At 66.4% G+C, this 22034-nt stretch carries 15 protein-coding genes; 10 read left to right on the top strand and 5 right to left on the bottom strand.

The annotated features are described in order from the left end of the window. Positions 1-6 precede the first annotated feature (6 nt). From FHR22_RS02860 to FHR22_RS02845, 4 genes are read left to right on the top strand one after another with little or no spacing between them, the layout of a single operon-like run. Positions 7-2271, top strand: coding sequence for a TonB-dependent receptor (locus tag FHR22_RS02860; RefSeq protein WP_166938726.1), 2265 nt, complete (start codon positions 7-9; stop codon positions 2269-2271). Between the two features lie 29 nt (positions 2272-2300). Beyond that, positions 2301-4040: an alkaline phosphatase family protein gene (locus FHR22_RS02855; RefSeq protein WP_166938724.1), complete on the top strand. Its 1740-nt coding sequence runs from the start codon at positions 2301-2303 to the stop codon at positions 4038-4040. A gap of 24 nt (positions 4041-4064) precedes the next feature. Then, on the top strand, positions 4065-5630 hold the full coding sequence (locus FHR22_RS02850) for a carboxylesterase/lipase family protein (RefSeq protein ID WP_243853427.1): 1566 nt from the start codon (positions 4065-4067) through the stop codon (positions 5628-5630). Further along, a complete protein-coding gene (locus FHR22_RS02845; protein ID WP_166938722.1) occupies positions 5627-7237 on the top strand; it encodes a carboxylesterase/lipase family protein in 1611 nt (536 codons plus the stop codon). Before FHR22_RS02850 ends, FHR22_RS02845 begins: the two co-directional genes overlap by 4 nt. A 140-nt stretch (positions 7238-7377) precedes the next feature. Here the strand turns inward: FHR22_RS02845 and FHR22_RS02840 are convergent, their stop codons facing one another. Then, entirely contained in the window at positions 7378-7569 is a 192-nt protein-coding gene (locus FHR22_RS02840) for a hypothetical protein (protein ID WP_166938719.1), read from the bottom strand. Positions 7570-7803: 234 nt separating this feature from the next. Between FHR22_RS02840 and FHR22_RS02835 the strand changes: the two genes are divergently transcribed. From FHR22_RS02835 to FHR22_RS02815, 5 genes are read left to right on the top strand one after another with little or no spacing between them, the layout of a single operon-like run. Further along, positions 7804-8562 (top strand): AcvB/VirJ family lysyl-phosphatidylglycerol hydrolase, encoded by a 759-nt coding sequence (locus tag FHR22_RS02835; RefSeq protein WP_166938717.1) that lies wholly within the window; start codon positions 7804-7806, stop codon positions 8560-8562. Between the two features lies 1 nt (position 8563). Next, positions 8564-8959 carry a DUF2147 domain-containing protein gene (locus FHR22_RS02830; RefSeq protein ID WP_166938715.1) on the top strand — a complete coding sequence of 132 codons (396 nt, stop codon included), beginning with the start codon at positions 8564-8566 and terminating at the stop codon, positions 8957-8959. A 2-nt stretch (positions 8960-8961) separates the two neighbouring features. After that, on the top strand, positions 8962-11586 hold the full coding sequence (gene mprF / locus FHR22_RS02825) for a bifunctional lysylphosphatidylglycerol flippase/synthetase MprF (RefSeq protein ID WP_166940684.1): 2625 nt from the start codon (positions 8962-8964) through the stop codon (positions 11584-11586). Between the two features lie 59 nt (positions 11587-11645). Continuing rightward, positions 11646-12332 carry a winged helix-turn-helix domain-containing protein gene (locus tag FHR22_RS02820; protein WP_166938713.1) on the top strand — a complete coding sequence of 229 codons (687 nt, stop codon included), beginning with the start codon at positions 11646-11648 and terminating at the stop codon, positions 12330-12332. A gap of 12 nt (positions 12333-12344) precedes the next feature. Beyond that, a complete protein-coding gene (locus FHR22_RS02815) occupies positions 12345-13709 on the top strand; it encodes a sensor histidine kinase (RefSeq protein ID WP_166938710.1) in 1365 nt (454 codons plus the stop codon). On the opposite strand, the gene FHR22_RS02810 is transcribed toward FHR22_RS02815, so the two are convergent. Further along, the gene (locus tag FHR22_RS02810; RefSeq protein WP_243853425.1) at positions 13706-14032 is read right to left on the bottom strand and encodes a hypothetical protein; all 327 of its coding nucleotides are present in this window, start codon (positions 14030-14032) and stop codon (positions 13706-13708) included. The two genes, FHR22_RS02815 and FHR22_RS02810, sit on opposite strands and share 4 nt — an antisense overlap. Positions 14033-14712: 680 nt before the next feature. Here FHR22_RS02810 and FHR22_RS02805 point away from each other — a divergent pair. Next, positions 14713-17430 (top strand): TonB-dependent receptor plug domain-containing protein, encoded by a 2718-nt coding sequence (locus FHR22_RS02805; protein ID WP_166938705.1) that lies wholly within the window; start codon positions 14713-14715, stop codon positions 17428-17430. Between the two features lie 303 nt (positions 17431-17733). Here the strand turns inward: FHR22_RS02805 and FHR22_RS02800 are convergent, their stop codons facing one another. From FHR22_RS02800 to FHR22_RS02790, 3 genes are read right to left on the bottom strand one after another with little or no spacing between them, the layout of a single operon-like run. Continuing rightward, positions 17734-19017, bottom strand: a complete 1284-nt coding sequence (locus FHR22_RS02800) for a peptide MFS transporter (protein ID WP_166938703.1) — start codon at positions 19015-19017, stop codon at positions 17734-17736. Beyond that, on the bottom strand, positions 19014-20024 hold the full coding sequence (locus tag FHR22_RS02795) for a dipeptide epimerase (RefSeq protein ID WP_166938700.1): 1011 nt from the start codon (positions 20022-20024) through the stop codon (positions 19014-19016). The genes FHR22_RS02800 and FHR22_RS02795 overlap by 4 nt, the downstream gene beginning before the upstream one ends. Beyond that, positions 20024-22003: a serine hydrolase domain-containing protein gene (locus FHR22_RS02790; protein WP_166938698.1), complete on the bottom strand. Its 1980-nt coding sequence runs from the start codon at positions 22001-22003 to the stop codon at positions 20024-20026. Before FHR22_RS02790 ends, FHR22_RS02795 begins: the two co-directional genes overlap by 1 nt. Positions 22004-22034 lie beyond the last annotated feature (31 nt).

Below are 22034 nucleotides of genomic sequence, written 5' to 3'. Positions count from 1 at the left end.
ATGGATATGAACAGGATTTGGACTTCGGCCGCGGCCATGACGACGATGCTCATGCTCGCCGCGCCCGCTTACGCACAGGACACCGCAGAAGCGCAGAGCGACAGCGGCGGTTTCGGCGAGATCATCGTGACCGCACAGAAGCGCGCCGAAAATCTTCAGGAGGTGCCGATATCGGCAACCGTCGTGAACGCCGACCAGCTTGCGGCGCGGCAGATCTTCGACCCGTCGCAGCTGCAACTGGTCGCGCCGAGCCTGCAGGTCAAAAGCTTCAATGCCGCGCTCGGCGCATCGAATTTCTCGGTACGCGGCGTCGGCACGCTCAGTTTTTCGAACACGATCGAGGCAAGCGTCACCTCGGTGATCGACGGGGTGGTAATGGGCAACCCGTCGCTCGGCTTCATGAACTATCTCGACCTTGCCCAGATCGAAGTACTGAACGGGCCGCAGGGCATGTTGTTCGGCAAGAATGCCTCGGCGGGCCTCGTCAACATCACGACGCGGCGCCCCGAACTCGGCCGCTTCGACGGGCAGGTGCTGGGCGAAATCGCGCAGATGAAAGTGCCGGGCGACGGGCTGCTCTATCGCCTGCAGGGCATCGTCAACATACCGCTGGGCGAGACCGCGGCGCTGCGCGTCAGCGCATCGCAGACGCACACCGATCCGGTCATCACCAATCTGGTCGACGTTCCCGGCAGCCAATATGGCCAGAACCAGACGAGCCTGCGCGCCAAGCTGCTCTGGGAGGCGACCCCCGATCTCAGCATCTTCATCGCGGGCGACTACGCCCATTCGTCGGGCGTCGGATCGGGCGGCAGCGCCGATCGCATCGTGCGGCCGACCAGCCGCTTCGCCGCCGAAAATGCCGACCTCGGCATCGTCGCCGGGCCCGATAATTTCTATTCAAGCTATGGTGCGCCGACCCGCGCGAGCTTCAACGTCGGCGGATTGCAGGCTAATATCGATTATGAATTCGCGAGCGGCCATTCGCTGACCAGCATCACCGCTTGGCGGAAGTTCGACGCCGACAATCTGTTCGATTCGGACAAACACCGCGTCAACCTGCTCGACACCAACCACCAGCTTTCGACGATCAGCCAGTTCACCGAAGAGCTGCGGCTGGCTTCGCCTACCGGCCAATTCTTCGAATATCAGCTCGGCCTCTATTATTATGACGCGAAGAGCGATTCCGATATCACGGCCGCTGGCGCCAACGGCTTGACCACGCCGCCGCCCGCCGGTTTCGACGCGTGGGTCGGTGCGGTTTCGACGGGGTCGATGACCTCGAAAAGCTATGCCGCCTTCGGCCAGGGCACGCTCAATCTGTCCGACGCGCTCCGCCTCACCTTTGGCGGCCGTTATACCCATGACAAGCTCAAGCTGCGCTCGATCAGCGATGTTTCCGACTTTGTCGTCCCGCTCAGCGCGGCGGGTTCGCGAGACCAGCGGATCAGCGAAGAGAATTTCTCGTGGCGCGTCGGCGCGCAATATGACCTCACCGACGACGTCATGGCCTATGCTTCGGTCGCGCGCGGATACAAGGGTCCGGGCTTCAACCTGACGATCGATCCGCGCGCACCGCTGATCATGCCCGAAATCCCGACATCGTACGAAGCGGGGATCAAGTCGACGCTGCTCGACCGCCACCTGATCTTCAACCTCTCGGGCTACACCTCGACCTTCAAGAATTTCCAGGCGCAGGCGTTCGATACCGCGAGCAACGGTTATGTGCTGCTCAACGCGGGGGCGCTGAAGTCGCGCGGATTCGAGATCGAGGCGTCGGCGCTGCCCGCCGAGGGGCTCGTGTTCAACCTGGGGGTCAGCTATGTCGACGCCTATTTCTCGGACTTCCAGGCCGACCGCTGCTATCCGTTCCAGCCGGGTTGCCGCGCCAACGGCACGATCGATTCCTCGGGCAACCGCCTGCCGAACGTGCCCAAATGGACGGTCAGCCTGACCGGCCGCTACGAGACCCCGGTCAGCGAGAGCATGGCGGTGTTCATGCAGGGCGCGCTTTATGCCCGCACCAAATCGAACTTCAGCTCGACCGAGGATCCGAACACCGAACTGCCCGGCTATTCGCTGTTCGACGCGAGCATCGGGATCAAGCAGATCGACGACAAATACAAGCTGACGCTCTTCTGCCGGAACTGCTTCGACAAACGCCAGCCGACCTTCATCAACTCCAACTCGCAATCGCGCGGCGATTATTATCATATGTTCGGGCTGTCCTCGTTCCGGACGCTCGGCCTGTCGCTCGAAGGGCGCTTCTAGTGGGCGGGGTGCCGGGCGGTCTGTTCCGGATGCGGTCCGGCACCCATGCCCGCCGCGCGCGCGGGGCGCGGCGATGGCTCCGCGCTGCCGGGGCGGCGATGGCGCTCGCGATCGCCGCCGCCGCGTCCGCCGCGCATGCCGACGATGCCCCGCCGTCGCCGCGGCTGATCCTCCTCATCTCGGTCGACCAGTTTTCGGCCGACCTCTTCAACAGCTTTCGCGCCGAATTTCACGGCGGGCTGCGCACGCTGTCGCAGGGCGTCGTCTATTCGAACGCCTTCCACGTCCATGGCGTCACCGAAACCTGCGCCGGTCATGCCGTCATCGCGAGCGGGCGGCATCCCAATGCAACCGGGATCATCGCCAACCAATGGTACGACCAGTCGGCCTCGGTCGACCGCTATTGCACCGACGACGGCACGCATGTCGCGGCGCGCGCAACGCGCAGGCTGGGCGTCGGCCCAGGGATGCTCGAAGTTTCGACCCTCGGCGACTGGCTCAAGGCCGCCTCGCCGGCGAACCGAGTCTTTTCGGTCGCGGGCAAGGATCGCTCGGCGATCATGATGGGCGGGCACCGGCCCGACGGCGCCTACTGGTTCGACGGCAAACAGGGGTTCGACAGCTGGGGCGCAAGCGTCGCGGAAGCCAAGAACCGCCTCGCGCCGCTCGCCACGCTCAATACCGCGCTGGAGAAGCGGCTGGCGGGAAAGCCGCCCGTCTGGACTTATGCCAATGAAGGCTGCCGCGTGCGCGAGGCGCAGTTTCCGCTGGGGGGCGGGCGCGTGTTTCGCGCCCAGCTGCCCCCCGGCACCCCGGCGTCGATCCCCGGCCAGCCCGCGGCATCGGGTCCGGCATTGCCGCCATATTATTATGACGACGTCACCGTCGACGCCGCGATCGACCTGATCGACGGCCAGCGGCTCGGCCGGGCATCGGGCACCGATCTGCTTGCGGTCGGGCTGTCGGCGACCGACATGGTCGGCCACGCCTATGGGACACAGGGTCCCGAAATGTGCGACCAGATGGCGCGCGTCGACGCCCAGATCGCGCGGCTGCTGAAGCGCGTCGAGGCGCTCGGCATTCCCTTCGTCGTGGCGCTGACCGCCGACCACGGCGGCGCCGACATTCCCGAGCGGCTGGCGGCGCGCGGCTATGCCGACGCGGGCCGGATCGACACCCGGGCGATGCTCGCCGACCTCAATGCGGCGGTGCGATCCGCCGCCGGGATCGACTGGGACGCGCTGCGCCCCGCCTTCTTCGACCCAACCCAACTCGTCATCATCGGCACCGACGGCCGCGCCCTTGCCGACAAGGCGCTCAAGAAGCGGATCGCCGACGCCGCGGCGGCGCGCGCGCGAACCCTGCCCGGCATCGCGGCGGCTTGGACCGCAAGCGAGCTTGCCGCGCGCAAGGTGCCCGCCGGCGTTTCACCCGACCTGCTGCCGGTCGCGGACCGGATGGCGCTCTCGGTCTTTGCGGGCCGCAGCGGCGACGTCCTGCTTGCGGCCGACCCGCTGAAGGTGCCCGCGCCGCCGCTGCCCGGCCTGTTCATGATGGGGCATTCGGGGCCGAGCGATTTCAACCGCCGCGTGCCGATGCTCTTCTGGTGGCCCGGCGCGCCGCATCAGGAGCGCGCGCTGCCCGTCGCGGTCGTTGACCTTGCCCCGACGCTGGCCGCGCTGGCGCGGGTCGCGCCGGCCGCGGCGACCGATGGCCATTGCCTCGACCTCGGCAGCGATCAGCCCGCCTGCCCCCGCTCGCCCCGATAATCGCAGAAAAAGGATCGTCACACGATGCGACGCTTTCACGCCATGTTGATCTCCGCCGCGCTGGCGACCTCGGCGATCACCCATCCGGCGATGGCCCAGACCGAGGTCGAAACGCACGGCGGACGCGTTGCCGGGATCACCGAAGGCGCCGTGCTCGCTTTCAAGGGCATCCCCTTCGCCCAGCCGCCCGTCGGCGACCTGCGCTGGCGCGCGCCGCAGCCGGTCGACCGCTGGCCCGGCGTCCGCGCCGCCGATCGCTATGGCCCCGACTGCATGCAAATCCCCTATAAGGCTGACGCCGCGCCGCTGGGGGTGAAGCCGGCCGAGGATTGCCTCTATCTCAACGTCTGGAAGCCTGCGGCCTCCGCGGCGAAGCCGCGCCCGGTGATGGTGTGGATCTACGGCGGCGGCTTCGTCAACGGCGGCAGTTCGCCGCCCGTTTATGCCGGCACAAAGTTCGCCGAGGCCGATGTCGTCTTCGTCAGTTTCAACTATCGCCTCGGCCGCTTCGGCTTCTTCGCCCACCCCGCTTTGACGCAGGAGGCGGCGGGCGCTCCATCAGGCAATTACGCGATCCTCGACCAGATCGCGGCGTTGCAGTGGGTACGCGATAATATCGCGGCGTTCGGCGGCGACCCGGACAATGTCACGATTTTCGGCGAATCGGCGGGGGGGGCTTCGGTCCATGCGCTGATGACGACCCCGCTCGCACGCGGCCTGTTTCACAAGGCGATCGTCCTGTCGGGCGGCGGGCGCGACCTGATGGGTCCACTGCAGAGCGCCGCCGACGCCGAAGCGACCGGCAGCGAGTTCGCGCGCACCAAGGGCGTCGAGGGCAGCGATGGTGCCGCGCTGGCGGCGCTGCGCGCCCTGCCCGCCGACAGCGTGATGAGCGGGCTCAACCTGATGAGCCTGTTCGGCGCGAAGGATTTCACCCCGCTGTTCGCCGACGGTCAGATCGTCCAAAAGTCGGTCGACGATGCTTATGCGGCGGGCGACGGCGCGGCGGTGCCGATTGTCATCGGCGCCAACGACGCCGACGGCTTCTTCTTCGGCGGCGGCATCGACGCCGCTTACGCGCCGCTCGCCCCGGTGCGTGCCGCCGCCGAGAAAGTCTATGATCCCGAGGGGAAGCAGGACGCAGCGCACATCGGCGTCGCGGTTTCGGCCGACCTCACCTTCCTCGAACCCGCGCGCCATGTCGCAAAGATCATCGCCGGACGCGGCCAGCCGGTCTTCACCTATCGCTTCGGCTATGTCCCCGAATATCTGCGCAGCAAGCTGCCCGGCGCGCTACACGCCAGCGAACTTCCCTTCGTCTTCGACACCGTCGAGGTGCGCCACGGCGCCGCAACCACCGACCGCGACCGCGCGGCGGCGCGGATCGTCCATGATTATTGGGTGAATTTCGCTAAAACCGGCGTGCCGTCTTCAGCCGCGGGCGGAGCATGGGCGCGCTACGGCCCGGCTGCCGATAATATCATGATCTTCGATGCCGCCGGCGCGCGCGAACGGGCCGACCCGATCCGTCCGCGGCTCGACTTCGTCGAAGGCGTGGCAAACGCAGCCAAAGCGGCCAGCAAGCCATGAAGAGCGCGCGAACAGCGGTACGGCTAACCCTCCTCGCGTGCGCCTGGCTGCTGGCGCCGGCCGTCGATGCGCAGGAGGCCAGGGTCGAGAGCGGCGCGCTGCACGGCGCGGTCGACGATGGCGTCGTCCGCTTCCTCGGCATCCCCTATGCCGCGCCGCCGGTCGGCGAACGGCGCTGGGCCCCGCCCGAAGCGCCGCCCGCATGGCAGGGCAGCCGCGATGCAACAACGCACGGCGCCGCCTGCATGCAGCCGATCACCCCCGACGGCTTCGGTCCGTGGACAAGCGAATATGTGACCCCCGCTCCGGTTTCGGAGGATTGCCTGACGCTCAATGTCTGGGCGCCGGAAAAGCGGGGCGCCCGGCCGCTGCCGGTGATGCTGTGGATCCATGGCGGCGCCTTCATGTCGGGGTCGAATTCGGTCCCGATCTATGATGGCGCGGCGCTTGCGCGGCAGGGCATCGTCGTCGTCTCGATCAATTACCGGCTCGGCGTCTTCGGCTTCGCGGGTTTCCACGCAGGGGCGGGAGACCCGGGCAGCGGCACCAATTTCGGGCTGCAGGATATCTTGGCCGCACTCCGCTGGACGCAGCGCAATATCGGCGCCTTTGGCGGCGACCCCGGGCAGGTGACCGTCGCGGGTCAGTCGGCGGGGGCGATGGCGGTGCATATGCTGCTGCTTTCACCGCAAGCCGACGGCCTTTTCGCGCGCGCGATTGCACAGAGCGGTATCATCGAAACGCCATTGCCGCAGCGCGACGATGCCTATCGCCGCGGCGACGACCTGCTCGCGCGCGCCAAGCTTGCCGATGTCGGCGCGCTCAGGCAGCTGCCCGCCGAACAGGTGATGGCGCTCCTCGACGCCGGGCCGCTTGCCGGAACCGCAGACGTCGGCGGCATGCCCCTGCTGGGCCCGGTCGTCGACGGCACGATCGTCCCCGGACAAATCGCCGCGCTCGAAGCCGAAGGCCGGCGGCGCGCCGTACCGGTCATGGTCGGGCTGACCGCCGACGAAGGCGTCCTCAACCCCGATTATTTCCGCACGACGGCGGCGGAGGTGACGGCGCGAGCGGCGCGGATGGCCGGCGACACCGCATCCGCGGCACAGCTTCTCGGCACGACCCCAGCGGACGATGGGGCGGCAATCGCCGCCAATCGCCGCCTGACCCGCCTCTATGGGCAAGCCTCGGTCATCGACTGGGCGGCGGATCATCACGCGCCGCTGTTCGCTTATTATTTTACCCATCCCGAACCCGGGCCGGGGTCGGCGATGTTCGGCGCCTTTCATTCGGCCGAAATACCCTATGTCTTCGATAGCCTGCACGCATCGCCCGGACGCCCGTTCACGGATGTGGATCGGGAGATTGCGCGGCGCATGTCCGGCTATTGGGTCAATTTCGTCAAGCGCGGCGACCCCAATGGCGGCGACCTGCCGCACTGGCCGCGCTTCGCCACCGCCGCGCCCGGACTGATGGAACTGGGCGACCATTTCGCGCGGTACAAGGGTGACCGTGGCGTCGACCTGCTCGTCGACCGGATGCCGCAATATCCGGGTCGTTCGATTTTCGGCATCGGCAGTTTTGCCGCACCCGACGCGAAGAAATGACCCGAGTGGCTTTCCCCATCTAATCTCGACACGACATACGAAACCGGCCAGTTCCCCGGGATCGGGAAACTGGCCGGACAGCGGACTGCTTCAGGGCGGCTTGTGCCGGGGTCATGCCCTCGCAGGCTGCGTGTTCTTCGTCAGTGAGCGGCCTTCTTGGCGGTCTTCGCGGGGTGCGCGTGCCGTGCCGACACGACGTGCTTCGAAGCCGCGGCCTGCTGCGTTGCGGGCTTGGCAGTCGCCGGAGCCGTGGACGTCGCGGCAAAGACCGGCGCCGAGATCATCATCGTCGATGCAATGCCGAGACCGATAAGCGTATGAAAGCGTGCCATATTCTTTACTCCATAGCATCCACGCAAGCGCGGACGGAACGAACCGGATTGTCCAGGCGGAGGCCGGAGGCAACAGGGAGCCGGGGGATGGTCCCGCCTTGGACCCCTTCCTTCTAGGACCGGCGATCCAACCGGGGCATGGCCGCAACATGACAATATCGTAATCCTCGGGCCAGCTTCCGGCCGGACGCAACCGCCTATCTTCCGTCCGTCCGGAAGCGAAAGCCAGGTGCGATGACCATCCCGATCGCGAAGAAAATCCCCAGCAAGAGAGTCGCCGGCAAGGCTTGGCTCATCGCCCTGCTCATCGCATTCGTCGTCGCTTCGGCCGCCTATCTGCACGCCGGCTATTATAACGGCCCGCTGTTCCACGACATGGCGGCGGCGGCCCCCGGCCCATCGCGGCCCGCGATCGTCATGCTGTCGGGCGACCTCGGTAACCGCGTCGGCATGACCCCCCGGATTTCGGCCCGGCTGCACGCCCGCGGCTATGCCGTCGTCACCGTCAATTCGCTGACCTATTTCTCGCCGCGCCGGACGCCGCAGGAAGCCGCCGAACTGGTCAAGACGGCCATGGTGCATGCGATGAAGCTGGGGAAGACCGATCATGTCGTGCTGATCGGTCAGTCGTTCGGCGCCGACATGCTGCACGCAGGCCTCGCGCAATTCTCCGCCGCCGCACGCCATCCGGTCCGGTCGGTCATCCTGATCGTACCCGGCGAGGATATCATCTTTCGCGCCTCGCCGATCGAACTTGCCGGCTTCGAGATTCCCGACCAGCGCGCCTATCCCACCGCATCAAGCCTCCGCTGGGTGCCTGTGACCTGCGTCCACGGCGCCGACGAAGCGGGAAGCCTGTGCCCCGAACTGCAGATGCCGAATGTCCGGCGCATCACCCTGCCGGGCGGACACCGGCTGAATTCGGACGATCGCGCCCTCGATGCGGCGATCTGGCCCGCGATCCGCGACGCCCGAACAGCAAGGAGCGAATGAGATGAGGCTTTTGGCCATGGCGCTGCTTCTGGCGCTGTCCGGCAGCGCCGGCGCGGTGCCCGCCCCGACGCCGTTCGGGCTGTGGCAGAATCCCAAGGGCACGATCCTCGTCCGCACGCACAGCTGCGGGCAGCTCCTCTGCGGCCATATCGTCTGGGCCGGTCCCAAGGCGATCGCCGACGCACGCGACGCCGGGGTGACCGCGCTCGTGGGCACCGAATTGCTCAGCGATTACCGCGCGAGCGGTGCGGGCCACTGGACGGGACAGGTCTATGTCCCCGATCAGGGGCGCCGCTTTTATTCCACGATCGAACAAAAAACACCGGACAGCCTGCGCATATCGGGCTGCATCTTGGGCGGTCTCATCTGCAAGCATCAGTTGTGGACGCGGCGGTGACGATGTTCACGAACGCCATGACATGGGGCGGGCGCCACCGGCAATTGCTGTCGATCGGCGCGGCGCTGCTCGTCGCCATGCTCGGCCTGACCGCGCTGTCGAAGCTGCTCCATTCGGTTCGCCCGCACCAGATCCGCCACGCCTTCGACGCACTCTCGGCCGGACAGGTCGCCGCGGCGCTGCTGCTGACCGCGGCGAGCTATTTGATGCTCACCCTTTACGATCGGTTCGCGCTGCGGGTCATCGGCCGGGGCCTGCCCTGGCGGACCTATGCGCTCGCCTCGTTCACCAGCTACACGCTCAGCCATAACCTCGGGCTGGCGCTGCTCACCGGCGGATCGGCGCGCTATCGCATCTATCGCGCGGCGGGCCTCAGCGGCGGCGAGGTCGGCAGCGTGATCGCGCTCGCCAGCCTCAGCTTCTGGAACGGCGTCATCCTCCTCGCCGGGCTGGCCGCGATGACGAGCACGCAGATATTGCCGCTCTTCGATTGGGGCGTGTCGCTGCACTGGCTGCATATCGCCGGCCTGGTGGTCATGACCCTGTGCCTCGTCCCCCTGCTGCTGCGTCATTTCGGGGTCGAGGCGGTCGCCATCGGCGGCTGGCGCACCCCGCTTCCGGACCTGAAGCGCAGCGCCGCGATGACCGCCATCGCCGCGCTCGATCTCGCCGCCGCCAGCGCGGCGCTTTACGTCCTGCTTCCCGCCCCCGACCCGGCGGCTTATCCCGCTTTCTTCCTCGGCTATGCACTCGCGATCATCGCAGCGCTGATCAGCCATGTGCCCGGCGGCCTCGGCGTGTTCGAGGCGGTGGTGATCGCGGCCGTCCCCGGCGACAAGGCGCAGCTGCTCGCCGCGCTGCTGGCGTATCGGGTGATCTATTATCTCCTGCCGCTCCTGCTCGCGGCGCTGCTGCTGGCGCTGCACGAAGGCAAGGCCTGGCGGCGGCCGGCAAAGGAGGTTGCGCAAGCCGGCCAGTCGCTGCTTCGCGAACTGGCACCGCCGCTGCTCGCCGCGCTGGCCTTCGCCGGCGGGCTGATCCTGCTCCTGTCGAGTGCGACCCCCGCCGAGACGGGCCGCATGCACGATTTGCGGCATATCGTACCACTGCCCTTCGTCGAGGCTTCGCATATTGCCGCCAGCCTGTCGGGGGCGCTGCTGCTCTTCCTTGCGCCCGGATTGCTGCGCCGCCTCGACGGCGCCTTCGCCGCGACGCGCGCGCTGCTGCTTGCCGCCATCCTGTTCTCGCTCGCCAAGGGGTTCGATTATGAGGAAGCGCTGATCCTGTCGGCAATCTGCGCCGCGCTGCAATGGAGCCGGCCCGCTTTCTATCGCACCACGTCGCTGCTCGACGCACCGCTGTCGACCGGCTGGACCGTCGCCGCGATGACCGCGCTGCTCTCCTCCGCTTTCGCAGGCTTCTTCGCTTACAAGCATGTCGCCTATACCAACAGCCTGTGGTGGCAGTTCAGCCTGAACGGCGACGCCCCGCGCTTCCTGCGTGCCCTGTTCGGCATCGCCGTGCTGATCGCCGGTCTGGCGCTCTGGCGCCTGCTCATACCCTCTTCGCGTGCAGCGGGTAACGACAGCGTCGCGCTCGACCGGCTCGCGCCGGCCTTGGCGCTCGCCGGCCATAGCGATGCCTTCCTCGCCTTCACCGGCGACAAGCATTTCCTGCTCGCCGAGGAAGGCGACGCCTTCCTGATGTACCGGGTGCAGGGCGCGAACTGGATCGTGATGGGCGACCCCGTGGGGCGCGAGGAACGCTGGGCCGACCTGCTCTGGAAATTGCGCGAACGCGCCGATGCCGCGCAGGGCCGCATCCTGATCTATCAGATCAGCGCCGCCTGCCTGCCCCCGGCGATCGACCTTGGCCTGTCGATCGTCAAATATGGCGAGGAAGCACGCGTCGAACTCGCCGCCTTTTCGCTGGCGGGCCCGCAGGCCAAGTCGCTGCGCCACGCCGAGCGCCGCGCGATCGAGGCGGGCGCGACCTTCGCGATCATCCCCCCGGCCGCGGTCGAACGGCATCTGCCCGAACTCAAGGCCGTGTCGGACGAATGGCTCGCGGCGAAGAAACAGCGCGAAAAGGCCTTCAGCCTCGGCAGCTTCGATCCCGCCTATATGGTGCATTTCCCCTGCGCCGTCGTGCGCGTCGGCGGGCGCATCATCGCCTTTGCCAATATCCTCGCGACCCCGAACCACGAGGAAATGTCGGTCGACCTGATGCGCCACGCGCACGATGTCCCCTATGGCGTGATGGATTTCCTGTTCCTTCGCCTGATCCAGCACGCGCAGACCGAGGCGTATCGATGGTTCACCCTGGGGATCGCGCCGCTGGCCGGAATCGACGGGCGCAGGCTGGCGCCGGCCTGGGCGCGCAGCGCCGCTTTTCTGTTCCGGCATGGCGAAATGCTCTATGGTTTCCAGGGCCTCAGAAACTATAAGGCCAAGTTCGCGACCCATTGGGAACCGCGCTATATTGCCGGGCCGCGCGGCATGGCCTTTGCCAGCGGCATGACCGCGCTCCACCAGATCGTCTCGCGCCCGGTTCGCGCCCGCGGGAGCCGCGCCGACGCCGCCGGGACGCCGCGCGAGCCCGCGCACGCCGCGCCATCTTCGCCATGACGGTACAAGCGGCTATAGACAGTAACCGGACCTATGCCTGCGGGCTGGAAAGTTTCGCTATGTCGCAGAAGATATTGGTGATCGAGGACGACCGGACGACCGCGGACTTTGTCTGCAAGGGGCTGACGGGAGAAGGCTTTCTCGTCGACCATGTCGCCGACGGGCGCGACGGCCTGTTCCACGCGACCGACGGCAGCTACGACGCGATCGTCCTCGACCGCATGCTGCCGGGCATCGACGGCATGGCGGTCCTCGCCGCGGTGCGCGCCGCCCATATCGCGACCCCGATCATCATCCTCTCCTCGCTGGGCGCCGTCGATGCGCGGGTCGAGGGGCTGACCTCGGGCGCCAATGATTATCTGACCAAACCGTTCGCCTTTTCGGAACTGCTCGCGCGGTTAAAGCTGCTGATGGCGCGTCCGTCGGGTGGCATCGCGGCCGAAACGATGCTGGCATGCGAGGATCTCGAAATGAACCTGCTCAACCGGCGCGTGACCCGCGCCGGCAAGCGCATCGAGCTGCAGCCGCGCGAGTTCCGGCTGCTCGAATATCTGCTGCGCCACAAGGACCAGGTCGTGACCCGGACGATGATGCTGGAGGGCGTCTGGGAGTATCATTTCGATCCCGGCACCAATGTCGTCGACGTCCATGTGAGCCGCCTGCGCCGCAAGATCGACGATGATTTCGACAAGCCGCTCGTCCACACCATTCGCGGCGCCGGCTATATGCTCGGCCATCCGGATTAGGGTCCGAACGCGATGCGATGGAGCCATGGCACGATCGTTCGCCTGACGCTGCTGCTTGTGCTCGCGCAGGTCGCAGCGCTGGCGCTCGGTTTGACCGTCGTCCACCGCTTCACCTCGGCGACGTTGCTGTCCGACGCGCGCACGGCGGCCGAGGTCGCCCGCGACGATCTGGTCGACGATTACCGCCAGCAAGGCCTGCCCGGCCTCGTCGAGGCGATCGACTATCGGTTAAAAGCGCGCGACGATCGCAATTTCATCGTCCTGCTCAAGGGCCCCGACGGCCGCCGTTTGACGGGCAATCTGCGCCAATGGCCGTCCACGGTCGCCGACACCGCGCGCTGGCAGCGGATCCAGCTCTATCGCTCCGGTGCGACGGCACCCGAATCGCTGGGCGTGGTGACGACGCGGCTGCCCGGCGGCTACGCCTTGCTGACCGGAGAGATACTCGACGCCGAGCGCCAACTGGCGCGCGCCAGCGAGACCGCCTTTCTCTACGCCCTCGCCGTCGGCATCGTGATCGCGGCGCTGATGGCGATACTCGTCGCATGGATCCTGGCACGCCGCATCGACGTCTTCTCACGCGCCGCCCATGCATTCGTCGGCGGCAAGCTCGATACGCGCGTCGAACGCGACGAAACCGGCGATGCCTTTGACCGGCTCGCGGTTTCGATCAACGCGATGTTCGGCCGGATCGCCGGGCTGGTGCGCGAATTGCGCATGGTGACCGATTCGATGGCGCACGACCTGCGCTCGCCAGTGTCGCGGCTGAAGGCCCGCCTCGAACAAGGACTTGGGCGCACGGACGAGCCCGCGGCGCAGGCGGCGATCGCCGACGCGATTGAGGAGGCCGACAGCCTGCACCGGCTGCTCGACACGGCGCTCGAGATCAGCCGTGCCGAAGCCGGCATCGGCCGCGACCAGTTCACCCGCTTCGCGCTGCGCCCGATGCTCGACGATCTGGCCGAAGTCTATGGCCCCCTCGCCGAAGACCGCGGTTTTACGATCGCCGTCGATGCGCCGTCCGAACTGGCGATCTTCGCGCACCGCGAACTCCTGGTGCGAGCGCTTTCGAACCTCGTCGACAACGCCCTCAAATATGCCGCCGGCGGATCGGCGATCCGGATCGACGCGCAGGATATCGGCGGCAACCGGATCACCCTGACCGCAAGCGACGATGGCGCCGGGCTCAGCGAGCGCGAGCGAGCGGATGCGGCACGGCGCTTTGTCCGCCTCGACCCGGCGCGCGGCGGCGCGGGTGCGGGGCTGGGCCTGTCGCTCGTCGAAACCATCGCGCATCTGCACGGCGGCACGATGCATCTCGGACCCAATCCGCCGCACGGGCTGCGCGTCCGGCTGACCCTGCCGGTCGTCTCCTAGATATGGACGGCGTAGGTGATGACGAAACAGGCGCACGTCATGAGCAGCATCGCACCAATGAAACTGGTATCCGCCAGCTGTTCGAGCCGGTGCAGCCGCCGCGCTGAATCGAGCCGCAAGGCGAAATAGGATGACAGCATCGCGGTGAGGAACAGCAGCGCGTCGATCGCCAGCAGGTCGTCGGCCAGCGTCGTCTGCCGCGCCAGGCTGACGCTGACCTGCAATATGCCGATGCCGGTCAGGCACACCCCGACCATCGCCGCGGCGATCGGGCAGATCAGCCGGCAGGTCCGTTCATCGAGGTCGGCGCGGGAATTGGGCAAGGGCGTGCGATCCTTCATCGGCCGGCGAAGCGGCTGTATCGGCCGTCATATGTCGACGACATGGGCGGGAAATTACCGATCAGCAATCCGGCCTTGGCGGCAACCCCTTCCGACGTCCGGCGTGTTGCTAAACTTGTCAAACTTGTCACCTGCCATACATAAAAAACAGCAACTTGGACCTTGCCTCCGCTGACGTGTGTACCGGGGACAGGAATGTCTGCTGACGGCCGATTGCGGACGCTAGCCAAATAACCGTCGCCCCCGCGAAGGCGGGGGCCGCTGGCAGCCTTGCGCTCGGCCGATTGCGGCCCCCGCCTTCGCGGGGGCGACGGTTATGGATGGTTAGCGAATGGCGGCTCCCCACCCCAAAGCCGACATTGTTCATTTAGGTTTGCAATCGACCTCCTCGCCGAGGAATAGGCCCTACCCCATCCACCGCGGCGGGTCCCCGATCGACGACAGGATGACGGCGCCGGCGCGAAACCCGCGCCGCTTGCCCATATCCATCTCGCAACGCTGATTTTTCAGATTTTGAAATTTTTTCTCTTTCTGGCTTGAAATTTTCTATTTTGTCTGCGCTTATGGATATCGGCAAGCAGCAGTCTCATTCAGGACCGTTCGGAAAAACGACACGGCCGGGGCTCGCCCGCGTTGCCACCAGGACGGTGAAGGGGATTTCTATGAAAATTGTTCAACTGGGCTGGCTCGCCAGCACCGCGCTCACAGCCATCGCATGCCACAGCCCGGCCCATGCTCAGACCGCGCCCGAAACGGCAGCGCCGCTCGCGGTCAGCGACGAGGATATCGTGGTGACGGGTTCGCGTATTCAGCGTTCGGGCTTCGACGCGCCGACGCCGACCACGGTGATCGGCGAGGCCGAACTGGCGCTGGGCAACCGCCCGAGCATTGCCCAGGTGCTCAACGATACCCCGCAATTCCGCCCCACATCGACGCCGACGACGACGACCGGCAATACCAGCAGCGGCGTCTCGACCGCCGACATGCGCGGGCTCGGCCCGGTCCGCACGCTGACGTTGCTCGATGGGCACCGCTTTTCGGGCGCCGCCGATCTCAACACCGTACCGCAGAGCCTGGTCAAGCGCATCGACGTCGTGACCGGCGGCGCTTCCGCGGCCTGGGGCTCGGGCGCCGTCGCGGGCGTGGTCAACATCATCCTCGACGATGATTTCACCGGCTGGCGCCTGGGCGCGCAGACCGGCGTATCGTCGCGCGGCGATGGCGCGCGCTATGGCGCCGATATCGCGTGGGGCACCGATTTCGCGGGTGGCCGCGGCCACTTCATGGTCGCCGCCGACTATATGAACGAACGCGGCATCCTCAACCGCAAGAGCCGCCCGCAGCTTGAATCGGGCGTATTTCTCCGCCCCGACGGCCGGCTGGAACTGGTGAATGATCCCAATTCGACCCAGCTCTATAACGGCGGCTCGATCCTCGGCCTGACCGGCGCCCCCTATAATCTCGTCTTCAATCCCGACGGCAATATCGGCGGATTTCCGTTCGGCGAGGTGACCCAGGGCGTGACGACCGTCGGCGGTGGCGGCCAGAACATCTATGACTATGTCGCGGTCAGCACGCCGTATGAACGCATCAACGGTTTCGCCCGCGCCAGCTACGACATCACCGACTCGCTCAAGATCTGGGCCAATTTCAGCTATCATCGCATGACCGGCAATTACGGCTTCTTCCCTGAAACGCCGACTGCGGTGATCATGCCCGACAACGCCTTCCTGACCCAGCAGAACCGCGACCAGCTCGCGGCGGCCGGCGTCACCGGCCCATTCATCCTCGGCCGCGTCCTCGACGATGTCGGTCCCGACAAGATGCTGAAATTCAAGTTCAACCGCCGCAACCTCGAAGGCGCGATCGGGCTCGAGGGAACATTCGGCAACGGCTGGAGCTACAATGCCTATTATGATCATGGCGAAATCCGGATCAACCAGCGGCTGAACAACCAGCGGATCAAGGCGCGCTTCAACGCGGGTGTCGATTCCGTGCTGGTGAACAATGCGCCGGTGTGCCGGATCAACGCCGACGCATCGACCGCCAACGACGATCCCAATTGCGTGCCGATCAACCTGTTCGGCAACGGCAATATCTCCGACGACGCGGTTGCCTGGGCTTTCGGCGGATCGCAGCTGATCTCCACGACCAAGCTCGACGCCGTCGGCGCCAGCCTATCGGGCCAGCCCTTCTCGACCTGGGCGGGCGCCGTCGATATCGCGGTCGGCGCCGACGCGCGCTGGGAAAAGCAGACGACCAACTATGTCGATCCGCTGTCGCTCGCGAACGCGCTCGGAACCCTCAATTCGTCGGCCACCGGCGGCAGCTTCAACGTCAAGGAAGCGTTCGCCGAAGTGAACGTGCCGCTGATCGACGTCGACGGCACGGTGAAGCTCGATATCAACGGCGCCGCGCGCTATTCGGACTACAGCACCAGCGGCGGCATCTGGTCGTGGAAGACCGGCGGCACCCTGCGCGTCGTCAATGACCTGCTGCTGCGCGCCGTCTATTCGCGCGACATCCGCTCGCCCAGCATCACCGAATATTTCCTCACCCGGTCGACCAACATCGGCAACGTCATCGATCCGTTCCCCGATGCCAGCGGCGCGGTCAACACGCCGCAGGCCAATGTCGTCGTCTATGGCGGCGGCAACAAGAATCTGACGCCCGAAATCTCGCACACGCTGACGCTCGGCGGTTCTTATTCGCCGCACTATATTCCCGGGCTCAACCTGTCGGTCGATTATTATGAGATCGACATCGACAATGTGATCACGACGGTGACCGCGCAGGATCTGCTGCGTCAATGCTATGCGGCCAATCCGAACGACCGGACGTGCGGCGGCGTCATCACCCGCCTGCCGAACGGCAGCATCGAATCGATGACGAACACCTATCGCAACCTCGCCAATTACAACACCACCGGCCTCGATATCGAAGCATCGTACCGGATGGCGCTGGGCAACGGAAAGCTGACCTTCCGCGCGCTGGCCAACCATGTCTTCCACCTGAAGATCAACGGCACCGACGTGTCTGGCATCGTCGGCGGCGAAACCGCCTTCTCGACCCCGAAATGGCGCGGTTCGGCGACGGTCGCCTTCGACAACGACGATATCGGCGCGAACCTGCGCGTTCGTTACGTCGACGGCGGCGTCTACAACACCCAGCTGGGCCCGACGCAGGAAGCGATCGTCAACAACCGCAACGGCAGCCGCACCTATGTCGACCTGGGGCTGCAGTTCAAGGCGGGGCCGTTCACCCTGTTCGGCAACGTCAACAACCTGTTCGACGTCGACCCGCCGTTCACCCCCTATATCACGCCGAACTATGACGTGATCGGCCGCTATGTCTCGGGCGGCGTGAAGCTCAATTTCTGACGAAGCGACGGACATCGTCCGCTCTTACTGACGGGAGGCCGCGGTACCGCCGCTGCCTCCCTTTTTTGTGTTCGCACCGTGGACGGCCGCTTTGGGGTGGGAAGCAGGCATCGCTTTCTACAGCTTCGTCATCCCGGGCTTGACCCGGGATCCCGCTTTTTGAGGGTAACGCAGGTTTCGACGTCCAGCGGGACCCCGGATCAAGTCCGGGGTGACGATGGACGGGACGGCAACTCCCGGCCGATACCCGCCATCCTCAATCGCGTTCGTATCGAGCGAAGTCGAAAGCGCCGGCAGCGCCGGTCAGTCGGCCTTCGCAACCCACGTCGGATCGACCCGCCGGACAGCGCGGTCGAGCGAGCGCAGCAGCAGCGCCGCGGCGACCGCGATACCGCTCAGCAGTGCGAAGAAGGCGGCATGGCCGGTGTGGCTCCACAGCATCCCGACAAGCCCCGCCGACAGGCTGCCCGAGAAGATCGCGAGATACCAGGCCGCAACGGTCGTCGCGCCGAGCCGCGGCGGCGCCAGCCGCGCGAAGAGGCCAAGGCCGGTCGGCAGGATTAAAAGCTCGCCAAAGGTGAAGATGGCGAAAAAGATCGCGAACCAGAACCAGGGCGCCTTCGCCTCGCCGCTGCCCCATTCGACCGCCGCGAGCAGCAGATAGGCGCCGGCGACGACGAGCGCGCCCAGCGCCATGCGCCGCGCCGGCGCCATATCGTGCCCGGCATCGGCGCGGCGGCGCCAATAGGCGAGCAGCGGCGGCGTCATCAGCATCACGAGCAGCGGGTTGAGCGACTGGAACCAGGTCATCGGGATCGTCCACCCGCCGATCGCGCGATCGAGCCCGGTGTCGGCCCACAGCGCGACCGTATTGCCGACCTGTTCATAAGCGCCGCGGAAGACGGTGACCGACAGCGCGACGGCGGCCAGCACCATGAAGGTGCCCTTGTGATCGGCCCAGCGCATCGGCGGCATGTCGGCCGTCGGCGCGCGCGGCGGTTCGGGCGGCAGGTAGCGCTGCCCCCAGACATAGATGATCAGCCCCGCGAACATGCCGACGCCGGCGGCGCCGAACCCGTAATGCCAGCCGTAAAGCTCGCCCAATGTCCCGCAGATCAGGGGCGCCAGGAAACCGCCGATGTTGATGCCGACATAATAGACGTTGTACGCCCAGCCGCGCCGGGCGTCGCCGGCGGTGTAGAGGTCGTTGATCTGGCTCGGCAGGCTGGGGAGGAACAGCCCGTTGCCGATCGCGATCGTCGCGAGCGCGGCATAGAAAAGCGGCTCGAACGCCATCATGAAATGGCCGATCGCCATGATCGTCGCGCCCAGGATGACGGCGCGGCGCTTGCCGAGCAGGCGGTCGGCGATCACGCCGCCGACGATCGGAGTGAAATAGGCGCAGGCGGTATAAGCGCCATAGACGAAGGACGAATGGCCCTGCGTCAGCAGCAGCTCCTTGGTCATATAATAGACCAGCAGCGCGCGCATGCCATAGTAGGAGAATTGCTCCCACATATTGGTCAGGAACAGCACGGTCAGCCCGCGCGGCTGGCCGAACCAGGTCGGCTCCGGTGCGGTGGTCATGCCGCGACGGCCGTGCGGGCGCCCCACACCGCTTCGTCGCACCAGATCGTGCCGTCGCGGTAGACGAGCCCGGGCGCGCGATCCTGTGCCAGGAAGAGCGGCCCGTCGAGGTCGACGATGTCGCAATGCTGGCCGACGACGAAGCCCGGCGCGATGCCGAGGCTGCTCGACACCATGCAGCCGACCATGACGCCGAGGTCCGCCTTGCGCGCCGCCTCTGCGATCATCAGCGCCTCGGTCAGCCCGCCGCATTTGTCGAGCTTGATGTTGAAGACGTCGAACCGGCCGTTCAGCGCCGGGACGTCGTCCAGCGTCAGCGCGCTTTCGTCCGCGGCGAGCGGGATCGGCGAGCGATACCCGTCGAGGTCGGCCTCGCGCCCGCGCGCCAGCGGCTGTTCGATCAGCGCCACATCGGCCGCCACCATCGCCGCGACGAGCGCGTCGAGGTCGCCGATCGCGAAGCCCTGATTGGCATCGACCCCGATCCAGACATCGGGGCGCGCGGCACGGATCGCCGACACCCGCGCGATGTCGAGGTCGAGGTCGCCGGTCAGCTTGATCTTGATCGAGCGGGCGTGCGCATAGGCCCGCGCCGCTTCGGCCATCCGCGCCGGCTCGTCGGCACCGACGGTGAAGGTCGTGCGCAGCGGACGCGGCGCGGCGAGGCCCGCCAGCGCCCAGACGGGCAAGCCCGAGCGCTTCGATTCAAGCTCCCACAATGCGGCGTCGACCGCGTTGCGGGCACCGCCCGCGGGCAGGATCGACCGCAGTTCTTCGCGCGACGGCCCGTCCTCGATCGCGTCGTGCGCCTGCTCGAGCGCCGCCAGCATATGGGCAAGATCGTCGCCGAGATAATAGACGCCGGTCGCCTCGCCCCGGCCCACATGCGACCCGTCGTCGAGGGTGACGACGATGGCATCGGCGCTGTCGAAGGTCCGGCTGGCGATACGGAATGGCGCGGCCAGTTTGAGCTTTTCGACCGAAACCCCGAGTTTCAAGCGTGCCATCAGTAATTCACCGTCATCGCGATCAAGCCAAAGGTCCAGGCGGTGTACAGTGTCAGCAGCATCGCCAGCAGGATGAGCGCCGCCCATAGCGTGCGAAACCAGCCGCGCTTTTCCCGGCGGACGAGGCGCAGGTTCCAGACCGCGACAGCCACGCCGCCGACGAACACGATCAGCCCGGCGATCTGCAGGAACCACAGCCACGGATCGAAGGATGGCAGCGCCTTCATCGTCGACAGGCTGATCACCCACCCGGCGATCATCGCGAGCACCAGCGCCGCCGCAACCCGCACGCCGCGATAGGCCAGCAGCGACCGGCGCTGCAGCGCCAGCGGTGCCTTGTAATGGCGGCGGATCAGCGCCGACACCGGCCATTGCAGCAAGGTGATCAGCAATATCGCGAAACCAGCGTAGAGCGCGGGCTTCAACCACGCCGCCGATTTCGACGCGGGGGCGCGGTCGAACACCATGAAGGGCGAAATGCCGTCGATGCTCCAGCGCACGGCCTTGCCGTCGACGATCTGCGCGGCGAGCCGCCCATGGCCATTGGCATTGTGCCAGACGAACGGCGCGGTCTCGACCCATTTCGCCGGCACGCCATTCAGGTCGCGCGCTGCCGGAACGATCAGATTGCCCTTGGCATCGACGCTCACCGTCATCTGGCCGATGAACGAGGCCAGCGCATAGAAATTCGATTCCGCCCGGCGGCTGTTGAGCCAGTTGCCGGCGAGCATTTTGGCATGTTCGGCCGACGTCTTCGCATCGACCCGCGTCGCGGGCATTTCATTGCCGGGAAGGTAGCGATCGGCGAATTGTTCGAACAGCGCGCGGCGCACCGGACCGACCGATGCCTGCTCGCCGGTCGCGTTGAACGACATATAGATGCCGATATTCTCGTTGGTGAACAGGTGAAGCGCGGTGTGGAAAAGCTGGGTATCGCCCAGATGCGCGATCACCTGGCGCCCGTTGATGTTGGTTTCGAAAAATCCGAGTTCCATACGGTTGAGCGGCGGCAGGATGGTCAGCGGCGTGTCGTGCATCATCCGCGCGGTTTCGGGTTTCATCAGCCCCGCCCCCTGCGCCAGATGCGCGATCATGAACTTGCCCATGTCGGCGCCGGTCGCCGACAGCGCCCCGGCCGGTCCTGGTCCGACGATCTCGAATTTCGAGGGTCCGGCCGACCCCTTGCGATATCCCGTCGCCATCCACGGCGCGAACGCCGACGGCAGCGGCTGGCGAAAGGTCGACCGCGTCATGCCGAGCGGCTGGAATATCCGCCGTTCGACATAGGTGTCGAAGGGCGTCTTCGACACGCGCTCGACGATATAGCCCGCCAATGCGGTGCCATAGTTGGAATAGGACGGCGTCGTCCCCGGCGCATAGATGCGCTTCGGCGGCGTCTTCACATAATCGCCCAGCGAAATCTGGAACTTCGGATCCTCGAACATGGTCCGCTTGCCATGTTCCTCGAACCCCGACGTGTGCGTCATCAGCTGGCGCATGGTGACGGGCTTGCCCCGATAGGGAGCGATCTTGAAATCAAGATAGGCGTTGACGTCCTTGTCGAGGTCGATCCGGCCTGCCTCCACCTCCTGCATCACCGCGGTCCAGGTGAACAGCTTCGATACCGATCCGGGGCGGAACAGCGTGCGCTCGGGATCGACCGGCGCCCGCTTGGCAAGGTCGGCATAGCCGAAGCCGCGCTGGGTCAGCACCTGCCCATCCTTGACCACGACGACGACCGCGCCCGCCAGGTCGCCGCGTTCGAGCGCGAAGGGCATATAGCCGTCGAGCCAGCTATCGATGTCCTGCTTGGTCAGCGCCGCCACTGGCGCCGGCCCCGCGGTCGGGGCGGCGGCGGCGTTGGTTGCGGCCGGGGCGCTCTTCGTCGCGACCGAGGCGGGCGGAACCGCCTGCCCCACGGCGCCAATCCCCAGCAGCAGGACGAGCGGCAACAGCATAAACTGCTTGAACGATCGCATAGATTATCTCCCGGCTCGTCTCTTCGGGCCG

The organism is Sphingopyxis panaciterrae, from assembly GCF_011762125.1.
Lineage (GTDB): Bacteria > Pseudomonadota > Alphaproteobacteria > Sphingomonadales > Sphingomonadaceae > Sphingopyxis > Sphingopyxis panaciterrae.
The sequence above is the reverse complement of the archived record's forward strand: the minus strand, read 5'-3'. Positions and strand labels throughout refer to the sequence as shown.